The organism is Phocaeicola coprocola (genome assembly GCF_041333015.1).
Classification (GTDB): domain Bacteria; phylum Bacteroidota; class Bacteroidia; order Bacteroidales; family Bacteroidaceae; genus Phocaeicola; species Phocaeicola coprocola.
On record NZ_JBGKGM010000004.1, the window covers coordinates 302,681 to 315,932 of the forward strand.

The 13,252-nt window shown below is 42.6% G+C and carries 8 protein-coding genes, 2 tRNA genes and 3 pseudogenes; 2 read left to right on the plus strand and 11 right to left on the minus strand.

What is annotated here, in order from left to right:
- Positions 1-203: 203 nt before the first annotated feature.
- From ACDG22_RS11910 to ndk, 4 genes and pseudogenes are all read right to left on the minus strand, one after another.
- Positions 204-2,476, minus strand: a pseudogene (locus ACDG22_RS11910) (TonB-dependent receptor domain-containing protein).
- Positions 2,477-2,713: 237 nt separating this feature from the next.
- A tRNA-Lys gene (locus ACDG22_RS11915) sits at positions 2,714-2,789 on the minus strand.
- Between the two features lie 45 nt (positions 2,790-2,834).
- Positions 2,835-2,907: transfer RNA gene (locus tag ACDG22_RS11920), tRNA-Lys, on the minus strand.
- Positions 2,908-3,023: 116 nt separating this feature from the next.
- Positions 3,024-3,500: a nucleoside-diphosphate kinase gene (ndk, locus tag ACDG22_RS11925; RefSeq protein ID WP_007572064.1), complete on the minus strand. Its 477-nt coding sequence runs from the start codon at positions 3,498-3,500 to the stop codon at positions 3,024-3,026.
- A 369-nt stretch (positions 3,501-3,869) separates the two neighbouring features.
- Here ndk and ACDG22_RS11930 point away from each other — a divergent pair, with 369 nt between their 5' ends.
- Both ACDG22_RS11930 and ACDG22_RS11935 read left to right on the plus strand, forming a co-directional pair.
- The gene (locus tag ACDG22_RS11930; protein ID WP_007565353.1) at positions 3,870-5,000 is read left to right on the plus strand and encodes an ISAs1 family transposase; all 1,131 of its coding nucleotides are present in this window, start codon (positions 3,870-3,872) and stop codon (positions 4,998-5,000) included.
- Positions 5,001-5,485: 485 nt separating this feature from the next.
- Positions 5,486-6,714 (plus strand): annotated as a pseudogene (locus ACDG22_RS11935) (site-specific integrase).
- 154 nt (positions 6,715-6,868) lie between these two features.
- On the opposite strand, the gene ACDG22_RS11940 reads toward ACDG22_RS11935, so the two are convergent.
- The 7 genes and pseudogenes from ACDG22_RS11940 to ACDG22_RS11970 form a co-directional block, all read right to left on the minus strand.
- On the minus strand, positions 6,869-7,171 hold the full coding sequence (locus tag ACDG22_RS11940) for a helix-turn-helix domain-containing protein (RefSeq protein WP_007572051.1): 303 nt from the start codon (positions 7,169-7,171) through the stop codon (positions 6,869-6,871).
- Positions 7,171-7,341 (minus strand): annotated as a pseudogene (locus tag ACDG22_RS11945) (helix-turn-helix domain-containing protein); the annotation flags it as partial. The pseudogene ACDG22_RS11945 and the gene ACDG22_RS11940, both read right to left, overlap by 1 nt.
- Before the next feature lie 349 nt (positions 7,342-7,690).
- A complete protein-coding gene (locus ACDG22_RS11950; RefSeq protein WP_007572046.1) occupies positions 7,691-8,560 on the minus strand; it encodes a DUF7738 domain-containing protein in 870 nt (289 codons plus the stop codon).
- A gap of 302 nt (positions 8,561-8,862) precedes the next feature.
- Positions 8,863-10,428 carry an ATP-binding protein gene (locus tag ACDG22_RS11955; RefSeq protein ID WP_007572042.1) on the minus strand — a complete coding sequence of 522 codons (1,566 nt, stop codon included), beginning with the start codon at positions 10,426-10,428 and terminating at the stop codon, positions 8,863-8,865.
- A 221-nt stretch (positions 10,429-10,649) separates the two neighbouring features.
- A complete protein-coding gene (locus ACDG22_RS11960) occupies positions 10,650-11,381 on the minus strand; it encodes a DUF7738 domain-containing protein (RefSeq protein ID WP_178269923.1) in 732 nt (243 codons plus the stop codon).
- 12 nt (positions 11,382-11,393) lie between these two features.
- On the minus strand, positions 11,394-12,227 hold the full coding sequence (locus tag ACDG22_RS11965) for a DUF7738 domain-containing protein (RefSeq protein WP_148315593.1): 834 nt from the start codon (positions 12,225-12,227) through the stop codon (positions 11,394-11,396).
- Positions 12,228-12,287: 60 nt separating this feature from the next.
- Entirely contained in the window at positions 12,288-13,238 is a 951-nt protein-coding gene (locus ACDG22_RS11970) for a hypothetical protein (protein ID WP_007570407.1), read from the minus strand.
- Between the last annotated feature and the right edge of the window lie 14 nt (positions 13,239-13,252).

Consider the following 13,252-nt stretch of genomic DNA (forward strand, 5'->3'; position numbering starts at 1 on the left):
TAGCTAGAAGCGTATTATCTTTCCAGCATTCATGTTAATTATTTTTCCTATTGTCTGACTTCAATCCGAGCTTAAACTACACAAATAGATAATAAACTTACTCTTAATCTTTGGATACTGAAAATATTCAGCATCTTTAATTAATCAATTAGTTCCTAATATTTGACTATAACAAGTCTTTAATGTAGTAAGTCGATTATTTTTTAATGCCCGAACCGTGAAGTGTCTACTTCTTTTACCTCCTGTTTTTTATATCCGCCAAAACGGTATGTAAAGTTCAGAGATACTGTACGGGTGTAGAAAGAACTGTTCATATCCAAATACTGACCTTTGAAGCGAACCTTCATATCCGGCATGCCGGAATTAAAGATGTCACTGCAACGTGCCGTAAGTGTACATTTGTCTTTGGCAAAGTTCCACTTCATTCCGGCTGTAAGATTGAATGTGCTTGCAAGATCCAACGTTCCCTGAACGAAAGGTGTTTGTATGTTCCCTGTCAGTTCAAACGAAAGGTTCTTTCCAACCTTGAAGGTATTATCAAGTGTTCCGACAAATATCCATTTCTTACGATCAAAAGGTATGTCAAAAAATTGGTCACATTTCTGTCGTGCCTGCATACCTACAAGTGTAAGCCTTGCATCATACCAGTTCCCCATACTGAACGGTACAATGATATTGGCTCCTATCATACGCATATAGTTCCAGTTAGTGTTCTTGTATATCAATGCCAACCGGTCGGTTGCCTGATAGGGAGACTGGGCAAAGTAATCGGATGTATGTTTATAGAACAGGCCAACGATATACTTCTGTTTCAATATATAGTTTCCATTCAGATTATAGTTCGTCATAGGTCTTAAACCAGGCGTTCCCTGAATTTCAGAATATCCATTCAGATAGGTGACTGAAGACTGCATATCCCAGTAACCAGGATATGTCTTGTCTGTTGACAGGGATAGCTGGAAAATATGTTGCGGACTTTTCAGATATGTCAACGAGGCTTGCGGATAAACCGCCCATTTGTGATAATTGCCAATAGTATAATATTCTCCAGTAGCCGAAACAGTGAACGAAGTCCCTGTTGCCCAATTCTTGCTCAGCGAGAAATAGAAATTAGTTGTCTGCTCTTCCAGCTTAGCATCAGTATTTTCAGGTTTTATATTACCTGTCACATTATTATAAGTCTGAAAATCGTAGTTTTTTGTATAGAGATAGGAAACACCGTAACCTATACCCCAATTATTGGGCAGACTATGTTTCTGGTCTGCATAAACAGAGTAACGGTCAATACGCTGCCGCCGGTCAGGGTATATGCGTTTTCACTATTATCTGTAAGCTGTGTTAACATTGTCTGGTTATTATCAGAAGTGAATCGGGTATAATCACCGCCTAATTCGAGTCCGAAACCGGAACTGTATTGTACAGCTATGTTATGCATCTTATTTTCTGTAAATTTATCGAGAGTGGATTGCTGAAAACTTCCGTCTGCTATACTACGACCGTTTCTGTCGGGAGTAAAACTTCCGGTATAAGCAATATTCAGACGATTCTTTTCATTGATATTGTATTCCAGAGCCGTTCTTACATTATGCATCCAGCTTTTGGTACTTAGTTTCTCATTTTGAGTTATTTCATAAACCTTATCGCCTAATGTATGTCTGGAGAACAAGTCCGTATATTCCATTATTTTGGCATTGTCGGCCCCATACATTACATCCAGAGTTACTTTAGGCGTAGATAATCGGAAATTACCATTCGCACCGCCACTACTGAAATATCTGTTCTGATAGTATGTGCTCAACTCTCCCTGAAATGAATAGTCATTTGAGCGTTTCATCACCACATTGATGACAGCTCCACGCACATGGAGTTCAGGAGGGGCACTGTATATGACTTCTGCTTTCTCTACACGATCTACCGGTGTATTACGCAGCAATGTTTCCAGCTGATCTGCTGTCATAGTCGTAGGCTTGCCGTTCATCACAATTGTAAGAGAACTAGCTCCTGCAAGAGAAAGAGTCCCGTTACTCTCCTGTACCCCCGGTAGTTTGGATATAGCCTCGTATGCATTGTTTACAGCCCGTTTCTCAGAAAGTACCGAAAGATCATATCCAAGCCGCCCGTCTTCTACTTTAACCAATGGTCTTTCACCCTTAATTACCACTTCCTCCAGATTATAGTCTTTCGGCTCCAATGTAATGATGCCGACATCATGAGCCCGACCTTTTATTTGTCTAGTCTGATAAAGTAAGTGCTGGACAATAAGCTGATAACTCTCCGGCTCCGGTTTAAGCATAAATGTACCGTCGGCCGCAGAGATGGTAGCCTCTAAATAAGTTGAATCCAGTAGTTGCATGACAATGGTCGCACCTTCTACCGGTTGTTGATGGATGTCTACTATTGTTCCTTTTATCTGACTAAAGGCCCAAACCGGCAATGCTGTATACAGCAATAGCCCTATCAATCGCTTTGATTTCATTACATTTATTTCTTACGATCGTTTTCTAAAAACTGCCTCTCTTCTTATGCAGTTTCCTGCTTTACCAGTTTTCTGCTACAAATGTATAAGATTATATCAGAAAAGCTTCCTCTTTTCCCTTCTTTAAAAGAAGGCATAATAAACTTTAACTGAAAAACGATAGTGTATAGGAATAATAAAAAAAGTCCTGAAAACCGGTCAAGTTTTCAGGACTTCTCAATGTTTTGCCTCACGGCCTGGTACACCCTCAGGGATTCGAACCCTGGACCCACTGATTAAGAGTCAGTTGCTCTACCAACTGAGCTAAGAGTGCATCCACTATAAATTGTCAAATTTCCCGTGCAACTTCATCTGAAAGTACACCCTCAGGGATTCGAACCCTGGACCCACTGATTAAGAGTCAGTTGCTCTACCAACTGAGCTAAGAGTGCATTTCCTTTCGTTTGCGGGTGCAAAAATATAATCTTTATTTGAATTGACCAAATAAAATGCAGGCAAATCTGAACGATTTCCTGCATTTTATTTTTCTATTTTCTATAACAAGCTGCTATACAAGCTTATACTCATCTTCGTAATAAAGGTGTTGTAGTGTACATTGTTTATATTCGAACAGCTCTTCGGGCTTAAAGAAACGGTTTACCTCTTCTGCAGCCGTCTTGGGAGAGTCGGATGTATGGATAATGTTTTCCTGAGAACTTACACAATAATCACCTCGTATTGTACCCGGAATGGCAACACGGCCGTTTGTAGCTCCTGTCATCGAACGGACGATCTGAACGGCATCTACTCCTTCGTAGCAACAAACAACTACCGGACATGCCATCATCGATTCTTTTACGCGCTGAAAGAAAGGCTTTCCTGCCAGATGCGCATAATGTTCATTCAAAAGTTCGTCTGTAAGCTGCATCATTTTCATACCTGCCAGACGCAAGCCTTTACGTTCGAAACGAGAGGTAACTTCTCCTATTAAGCCACGTTGTACGGCAGATGGTTTCAATATAACCAATGTTTTTTCAAGACTCATAGTGTTTTTCCTTTTTAAGTTTAACGGTGCCAAAGATAAATCTTTCCTGCAAAAAAGAAAAGTTTCAGGCAGAAAAAGCCTCACAGACTCACGGCTCTTTCATTTAAAACAACCTCTATAATCCTTGTTATTCTCCGAAAAACCATTATTTTTGCGCACAGCGATGCAGGAAGCACCGCTTCCGGTGTTTCTTTTTATCGTTCATATAAAATTATTTTTGTAGGCGGAAATCAAATGCGACAGAGGTCGTTTTTTGATTTCCGCCTTAATTTTCGCTATGCGAAAATAAGATTTATTTTGCTGATATGCAACATTTTGCATATCTAATATATAAAAAAGAAACATGCATTCTGCCGTCGTGGCAGCATAATGAAACATCTGAAAGAATTTGTGAAATCAGTGCCGGATTACCGCAGGACAGACAAGGGAAACTACAAATACAAGCTGGAAGATATTCTTCTCCTTGTAATACTCGGACGGCTGGGCAAGTGTATGACAAGACCGGATATAATCAGATTCGGCGAGCGTAATCTGAAACGCTTCCGCTCTTTAGGAATTTTGTTGGACGGTGTGCCTTCTGAACCTACGCTCTGCCGTATATTCAAACATATTGATGATGAAGCCATGTCTGAGCGGATGTCTGAATTTACCTCCACCTTCCATGATGAGCTTGTCGGTTGTGCCGGAGACATCCTCTGTATTGACGGCAAGGCAATGAGAGGGACGGTACTTGAAAACGGACGCACCCCCGACATCGTATCCGCCTATTCCCTTGAAGGAGGTTTCACCCTTGCCACGGACATGTGTGAAGAAAAAAGCAACGAGATAACTTCCGTACCCAAACTGTTGGACAAGGTGGATGTGTCAGGATGCATAGTTACGGCAGACGCCATGTCCTTCCAGAAAGCCATCATAGATAAAATCCGGGAAAAAGGCGGTGATTTCCTTATCGAGCTGAAGGCAAACCAGAGAACTCTGCGATATGGGGTTGAGGACAATGTCGAACTTGCAGAGCCTGTGGATGTATATTCGGAAGGCCCTTTTCTTGAACATGGCAGAATAGAGACCAGAGTATGCCGTATCTTTCGTGGAAATGACCTGATTACGGACAGGAAAAAGTGGAATGGAAATCTGACGGTTGTCGAAATACGGACTGCAACGGAGAGAAAATCTGATGGTCAGAAATCTTCCGAGAGGAGGTTCTATGTCTCCAGTTTTCACGGAAGTGCCAGGCGGCTGAGTACAATAGCCAGAATGCATTGGGCAATAGAAAGCATGCACTGGGACCTTGACCGCAACCTGAGGCAGGACTTCATCAGGCGGAATAGTGCAAGGTCCGCCAGAAACCTTGACACGATACAGAGGATAGTACTGGCAATACTTTCTATATGGAAAGGTAAAAGGAAAAAGCTCTCCGACAAGGCTAAGGGAACGGCCGAACTTATTAGAGAACTTTCTTTGGACTTTACCGCAATGATACATATGCTGGATCAAAAATGAGATAATTTGTAATTTCAGAGGATTCGTAACGTTTTGGGTATCAATCATAACAAAATCCCTACTTCCCATAAGAAGTGGGTGGGGGAATTATGTGCCTTTATCTAAGCTTAAATGAAAGAGCCGTGTCACAGACTTGACTTTAGCTAATTTTTTACTGGTTCTCTGCCAAAGCCTCCTTCTCCGACCGGCAAGTTTGCTCCAAAAGAACGTGATGTTTTTTAAAAAAGTCGGAGATTTTTAGAAATAGTTGCATAATGGCGACACACCGCTTGAATTCAGCGAATTAATGGGATTGTTTTTCACTTCCATTTGAAAAACGACGCTACAAAAAGCACATTTGAGCATGAGTTACGTTACCTAATCGTCACCTTGTCCAAGTCTATAAAACAGACAATATAAGCGGTTATTTTTCAATTGTTTGCATTATTCTTCATAGCTTAAAACAACTCGATAAATAGTAATTTTGTAACAAAAATAATCGAGTTATGAGGAGTACCTTTCGAGTTCTGTTCTACACCAAGAACCAGGCCATAAAAAATGGCCGTGTCCCTGTCATGGGGCGTATTACCGTCAACGGAACGACGGCGAGTTTCAGCTGCAAGCGTGATGTTCCCCTTGCCCTTTGGGATGCCAAAGGCAACTGTGCCAAAGGCAAATCCGAGGAGGCAAGACGGCTGAACCGGGAGCTGGAGAACATCAAGGCACAGATCGGCAAGCACTATCAATATCTCTCGGACCACGATTCGTTCCTGACAGTCAAGAAGGTCTATGACCGCTATAACGGCTTTGGCGAGGAGATCCATTCGTTGATGGAGATCTTCAATATCCAGATCCGGGATTACAAACGGCAGATCGGCAAGACGAAAGCCCAAAGCACCTATCGGGGGTTGGTGGACGAGTACAAGTGTCTGTCCTGTTACCTGAAGGACAAGTTGGGTACGGAGGATATCCCCCTGATGTCGCTGGACATGGATTTCATCAAGAACTATTACAACTGGATGCTTTCCGTGCGCGGGCTGGCCAAGTCAACGGCCTTCGAGCGCGTCAACACACTGAAATGGCTGATGTATCTGGCAATGGACGAGGGATGGATCCACAAGCACCCGTTCAAGAAGTTCGTGTGCAAGCCGGAATACAAGAAACGTCCTTTCCTCTCGGAGGAGGACCTGCAACGCGTTATCAGCGTCAAGCTGAGCTACAGGCGGCAGCAGGCCATCCGGGACATGTTTGTTTTCATGTGCTTCAGCGGCCTGGCCCATGCCGACCTGAAGGAACTTTCTTACCGGAATGTCCACACGGATTCGGACGGGAACACCTGGCTGGTTGGAAACCGTGTGAAGACCAAGGCACCCTATGTTGTCAAGCTGCTCCCGATAGCCGTCGAGCTGATCGAGAAATACAGGGGGTGAACGAATTCAAGGTCTCTTCGGACAGGGTGTTCCCCGTGGGGGAAATAGGGAGTATGGAGGACAGTCTGAAACGTATCGGCGAGAAGGTCGGCTGCAGTGTCCGCGTCAGCCCGCATGTCGGACGTCATACTTTTGCGACCCTGGCCCTGAGCAAGGGCATGCCGCTTGAAACCCTGCAGAAAGTCCTCGGGCACAAGACCATCATCTCCACGCAGGTCTACGCCGAGCTGATCAATCCAAAAATCGGTGAGGACACGGACAGGATGCGTGAGAAGATCGGCGGAATGTTCCGCCTGGCCAACTAAGAAGAAGGGATGCTTATCCGACAGATGGAAAAAAACGCAAAGATAGCCGTCCATATTTTGGGGCGGCTATCTTTTTATAAGTTATACGCAATCACGGGCGATTGTACCCGGCGAGTCCGGATAAGCATCCCTTCTTCTTTTTCTTTACGGCCGGTTATCCGGCGTATTGCCTGTAGTTCCGGTAGTTTTTCCGCAAGGTCTCGTACAGGGCACTCTCAGGATACAGTATTTTCCCTCCGATGGTGGTATAGGGTATGGCTCCTTCATCACGCAGCGTCTGCAGGGTCCTTTTTGAGATGTGCAGCATTTCGCACACGTCTTCCCCCTGCAGGTAATGTTCGTCCGCGATGGCGGGACGTATCCTTGCCGTCGCCGCCTCCAACGATTTTCCGATCTTTTTCATCCATCCGGTCAGTTCCTTGAACTCCTCCGAATCTTTTGTAATGATTTCCGCCATTATTTCCTTCTTTTTTTAATGAGGCCTTCTTCCAATATTTGCCGGATATCCGCTTCCTTGTAAAAGCATTTTCCTCCGATGTTCGAATAAGGGACCAGTCCCCTGTCCCGATGGTTCTGCAGGCTTCTTTTGGAGATGCCGAGGGCCAGGCATACCTCCTGTGCGTCAAGTCACTTTTCCGGTGAGGACGGAGCGATTTTCTTTTGGAAGTCGGCCATCTGTACCGACAGCGTGCTGAGCTTTCTTTTTAGCTCCAGATACGCGTTCGTTTCAATAAGTGTCAGTTCCATAATCTTTTTTTATGATTTCGGGTGCAAGATAACGCAATTTTCCATGCGTGTACGGAACGCGTCAGCCATAGTCATGAAAAGTCGGAAATAGTCAGGGAGTCGGAAAACACGCCCTCCTTCTTTTTGGGGGCGGCATAATGAATCAATCGAACCTGTTTGCCCGGAATATCGGATTAATTTCCTAAAGATAGACTGAGAGGTTGATTCGTATTTTCATGATAACTATGTTTTAATCAAGGTGGTTTATGTACTTTTCATATTCAGGACCTTCGTACGGTGGGTCACCAAAACCTCGTGAGTTAATGGCAATATCAAAGTTTTCAATATCATTACCGTCTTCAGACTTCCTGATTCTATAGGTATAATATTTTTCTCTGCGGTGTATAGGCGCTTTGGTGTAGTCCCAGTCATGCAGATGACAATAGTAAAGCAGAGGGAACGGATTGTTATTGAATTTCAGATTTGTTTTTTTCAGAAAATCATCCATGTGCATACCTCTGCCCAAAACCGCTCCACCGACAATCATTTTACCCGTAAAATACTGGCGTGGACAACGGTTCTTTAGCCATTTTATATTGTCCTCGCTTATAGCTCCGTATAAATCTATATTCCAGTTAATCATTATTCTGCTTACAGGGGCACTGTCTTTTCCGCTTTCATCGTGTGATACCATAATGATTCCCATCGAATCCCATATAAATATTCCGGGTTCCGCAAGACGCTCGTAATGTCCGAATATCTCACACAGTTCTCCTATTGTCATTCCCGGCATGAACGGCTTGCCGTTGTAGGTCATTGTCGTATCTGTAAATACAAACAAGTGCTTCATATTCACCCCCTCTTTTTCGTAGTCTATAGGCGGTTCTTCCGGCAGATGTTCTTCCAAAAATCGGTCTGTCTTGGCCATCAGTGTATCTACTTTTCCCCAAATATTATCTATGCTTCCCATTGCCTTTTCGTGGTTGTAGCTGCACCCTGTACACGAGCTGAGTGCGGACAGGCAAAGCAGTCCGAAGCATAGGGCAACGGCTGCCGGTGCGGGGAGGAATGGATACTTGCGGATATAGAGTCCCGAACCGGTCATTGTTTGTTGTTCCATAGGCATGTGTGTTTAATGGCTTGTTGCCGATTGGTGATGTGGCAAATATAGAAAAATGTTTTTTTCAGTATGCTTATGGATGGGGGGTGTTTCACCGGAATGTGTTGTAGAATATGTTTAAACTTGCTTTCTTGCGGTGTTCTCGTATCCCACATTTTTGCCATTTGTGCGTACTTTGTGTTTAAAAAGGTCACCTGAAGGTCACCATAAACGAAATCAGGCATCTGCGATTGCTTGCAAATGACTGATTTTCAATGTAGACTAGCCTGGGCTTGAACCAAGGACTTCCAGATTATGAGATATCATTTCCGGACTTCCCATTCCTCAATCGTCCCCGTCTGGGAAGAAAAGCTCACACCCACTTTCACCACCTGACGGGCACCCGCTTCATACTCACGGGCATACCCTTTCGCTTCAATCTGCTTCAGCGCTTCGGCAGCCGTGCCATCCAGCTTGAATTCAAAGATATACACGCACTGCGGTGTCTCCACGATGCCATCCACCCGACCTTCACTCTGCTCCTTTTCTACCAGGACCGTATAGACGCTCATCAGGCGGAGCAGCAGGTAGAAAGTATACTGGAAATAGCGTTCCCTTTCCGGCTCGCTTTCCTTGCGGCGCATGGTATAGGGAATGCTGGCCAGGAACGAGGTCAGCATCTGGCGGAAGGAATCCAGTTCACCGTCTTCCAAAGCAAACGCCAAGTCCTGTGCCAAGTTGCTGACATTCTCCTTTATCTTCAGATAATTGGAAGCCACCAGGGTGAGAAAACCGTTTTTAACCTCATTGTTGGGGAAGTCCAGCAGGAAGGTCTTCCGGCGTTTGTCGTAATCCTTGATGGTGAGATAGCCGCTCTGGTAAATCATCGGCAACGGATATTCTGTATCTGCCTTATAATTCACAAACTCATCCTGTGAATAATACATACCCGACAACTGATCAATCCCTTCATGAAAATGGTTCATCAGGCGAATGAGATACGTCGGTGTGCCCGAAGCAAACCAAAAGTCGCGGATGTCCTGGCTGTCGAACGCATTCAAAACACTGAACGGATTGTAGATGTCCGTCATCTCTTTGCTGAAGTGATAACCGTCGTAATGCCGCTTTAACCGCTGACGCATTTCCTCTTCCGTGCAGCCTTCCGATGCCGCCATTTCCCGGATAGGTTCTGCAAATTGGGTATGCAGTTCTTCTTCCGTGATGCCGCATAGAGCCTCGTATTTATCGAACATACTGATGTCTTTGGGCTGGTTGAAACCGCTGAACACACTGACTTGCGAGAACTTGGTGACACCCGTCAGGAAGACAAAACGCAGCGAAGCGTCAGCCAGTTTAAACACCGAATAGAAAGCCTTCAGAATCTCACGGTTCTGTTCCAGCAGCTCCGGGTCTTTCTCCAGCACATCCAGCAGAGGCTTGTCGTATTCGTCCACCAAGACCACTGCCCCTCGCCCTGTCTGCTCGGCAGCAGCCTGCAAGATACGATTGAAACGGGAACCCAGATTGGTGTCGACTCCAGAACTGATTCCAAATTCTTCTTCCCAATCATACAGATATCCCTCTATTTTCAGGTGCAAGGCACCCGGCATTGTAAAATCAACTCCGTTAAAATCAAAATGGAACACCCGGTGCACGTGCCAGTCGTGTTCCAACGCATCGATTTTCAAGCCAGCAAACAATTCCTTCTTCCCTTCGAAATAAGCACGAAGCGTAGAGAGCAGCAGGCTCTTGCCGAAACGTCGGGGACGGCTCAGAAAATAAATCTGTCCTTGGGTTACCAAAGAATAAATTAAATCTGTCTTGTCTACATAAACAAAACCGTCTTTGACTATTTTTTCAAAAGTTTGTATGCCAATCGGATATATCATAACTCATCTGTTTTTAAAGCGTAACATGAAGTTAAGACAAAGTTAGCGATTTTTGGAAAGAACATGCTATCTACCATTCAAAAAAAACAGCTTACCTGTTTTTAACAACTTAATATATGATAATTTGATGTTTGCTCTGCATAAATAAATATAATAGACTTCATATTAAATACTTTTTAGTAATATATCAAATAAAATTTGTATCATTGATGCTTCAATAATCACAGGTAGTACTTATTAAGTATACACATAAAACTCTCTGTTTTTGTATAATCCGTAGACATCAAGATAGTATAGTAAAATATATATCGATCCTCTATATTAAAATTTTTAAGTTTGGTATAATCATAAGAATCCATAACCATATATTCTACAATCCCTTCTCCTTCAAATCGTTCAAAAAAAAGGAGTTCATTTTCTTCCATAAAATCCTTCTTTACATTTGTCATCCTTCCCAATGGCACACCTCCAACCAGAATATTGCCTTTAAAATAAGTCTTGGGATTATCTTCTTTCATACTTTTTACTAAATCTCGCCAATCATCGTCATTTGCAAGTTCCAGTGCTTTGCCAATTGTCAAATTCCAACGAATATCCACCATCATCACTGTTTGAATGCCATCCCTCAATTGGGTACTGACCATTACTCCCCAGTCATCCCAGAAGTAAGTTATATACTCATGAAAGAAAGCCTTTCCTTTATACGTACGTGTATAAGGTTCACCGAAGATCTCCGTCACCTCTTCAATATTCATTCCCGGCCAGAACTCTTTGCCGTTATACGATATTTTATCGCCGTCGAAAATAAACAGATGCTCGGTGTTTACCCCCATTTCTTCCAGTTCCGAGCGGCTGTAGCGAGTGCCATACAGACCGTCCGTTCTTTCTCCACAGGCTGTTAGCGTGAAGAACAATACTATAAGATACACTGACAGGTTGATTTGTATTTTCATGACAACTATGTTTTAATCAAGGTGGCTTATGTACTTTTCATATTCAGGACCTTCGTACGGTGGGTCACCAAAACCTCGTGAACTAATGGCAATATCAAAGTGTGATATATCATTTCCGTCATCAGACTTTTTGATTTTATAGGTATAATATTTTTCTCTGCGGTGTATAGGCGCTTTGGTGTAGTCCCAGTCATGCAAATGACAATAGTAAAGTAGAGGGAACGGATTGTTATTGAATTTCAGATTTGTTTTTTTCAGAAAATCATCAATGTGCATACTTCTACCCAAAACCGCTCCACCGACAACTATTTTACCAGTAAAATACTGGCGTGGACAACGGTTCTTTAGCCATTTTATATTGTCCTCGCTTATAGCTCCGTATAAATCTATATTCCAGTCAATCAGCATCCTGCTTACAGGGGCACTGTTTTTTCCGCTTTCATCGTCTGATACCATAGTGATTCCCATAGAATCCCATATAAATATTCCGGGTTCCGCAAGACGTTCGTAATGTCCGAATATCTCACACAGTTCTCCTATTGTCATTCCCGGCGTGAACGGCTTGCCGTTGTAGGTCATTGTCGTATCTGTAAATACAAACAAGTGCTTCATATTCACCCCCTCTTTTTCGTAGTCTATAGGCGGTTCTTCCGGCAGATGTTCTTCCAAAAAACTGTTTGTCTTGGCCATCAGCGTATCTACTTTGCCCAAAATGTTATCTATGCTTCCCATCGTCTTTTGGTGGTTGTAGCTGCACCCTGTACAGGAGCTGAGCGCGGACAGGCAAAGCAGTCCGAAGAATAGGGTAACGGCTGCCGAAGCGGGGAGGAATGGATGCTTGTTCATATTATTGTGATTTATAGTTTTACATTTATTATTTCTGAAAGTTCTTATTTTTAGACCAATTTACCAAGTATTGATATCTTCCATTCTGTCCTGATCTGCTTCCTGTTTGTCATTGTTCTTGTATTTCTCAAAATTTGGTATATTCTGCAATTCTTCCTCCTCCATATATAGTTGAATGAAGCGGGCGAATTGTCTGGCAGCGTTTATACCGCCTGCAATACCCAAAGATATTCTGCCTAATGTACGTTGAGGGTTGGCTATTACTATTTCTTCTTGTCCTTTTCCGCTGAAAGTCTTCGCATAATAGTTCCCACAGAGTGTGACAACAAGCTGATTATATGGATATATTTTCTTCTTTTGAAATATGAATTTACTGGATATAGTGACTGTTTTAGTTTCGCGATTAAAAACAATTCGTTGCCAAGGCTGTAAAATGGCATTTACTCCTACTGTTATTAAAATTATCTCAAATTCAATAAGTAATAATGCAATTACATAATTTTCGGTTAAAACTTTTGAAGGAGTAATATCCCCTCCCCAAATAAGTATTAATAATATAAAGAGAGAGATTATTAAGGAAAAAACTCTCTCTAATATATGATCATTATCAATTATAATTTGCTTATCATCAATTTTGTCAAATTTAAATTTATTACCTGTTAAATCTTTCCAATAATCTGGTATAGTTATATATTTAAGTTCTATGTTATTTTTCAATGAAATCTTAGGATATAGATTCCAAACAGCTTTTGAAATCATATATACACAAAAGCAAAACACCATATTAATGGCTAACAATCCAAGTGCCAGATTAATAAAAGTAACCTTTTGATGATAATTAAAGAATGCTATAAGAAAAGTAATTAAAGACCATGAGAAAGCTGATGCAAATAGAACACTCTGCCACTTTCTTTTATGCCATTTCTCTTTTCTCATTTCGGCTTCCTGACACCCGGTATCTCCTATTATATTCTTGCGATGTTGCCAGTTTTTATTATTTTCGGATTTCATGATTGTATCTGTTT

Bases quoted from the DNA above. Each gene is read 5' to 3' on its own strand.
- ACDG22_RS11970 (WP_007570407.1), bottom strand. From the start codon at position 13,238: ATGAAATCCGAAAATAATAAAAACTGGCAACATCGCAAGAATATAATA.
- ACDG22_RS11940 (WP_007572051.1), bottom strand. From the start codon at position 7,171: ATGGCGGAAATCATTACAAAAGATTCGGAGGAGTTCAAGGAACTGACC.
- ACDG22_RS11950 (WP_007572046.1), bottom strand. From the start codon at position 8,560: ATGGAACAACAAACAATGACCGGTTCGGGACTCTATATCCGCAAGTAT.
- ACDG22_RS11930 (WP_007565353.1), top strand. From the start codon at position 3,870: ATGAAACATCTGAAAGAATTTGTGAAATCAGTGCCGGATTACCGCAGG.
- ACDG22_RS11965 (WP_148315593.1), bottom strand. From the start codon at position 12,227: ATGAACAAGCATCCATTCCTCCCCGCTTCGGCAGCCGTTACCCTATTC.
- ACDG22_RS11955 (WP_007572042.1), bottom strand. From the start codon at position 10,428: ATGATATATCCGATTGGCATACAAACTTTTGAAAAAATAGTCAAAGAC.
- ndk (WP_007572064.1), bottom strand. From the start codon at position 3,500: ATGAGTCTTGAAAAAACATTGGTTATATTGAAACCATCTGCCGTACAA.
- ACDG22_RS11960 (WP_178269923.1), bottom strand. From the start codon at position 11,381: ATGAAAATACAAATCAACCTGTCAGTGTATCTTATAGTATTGTTCTTC.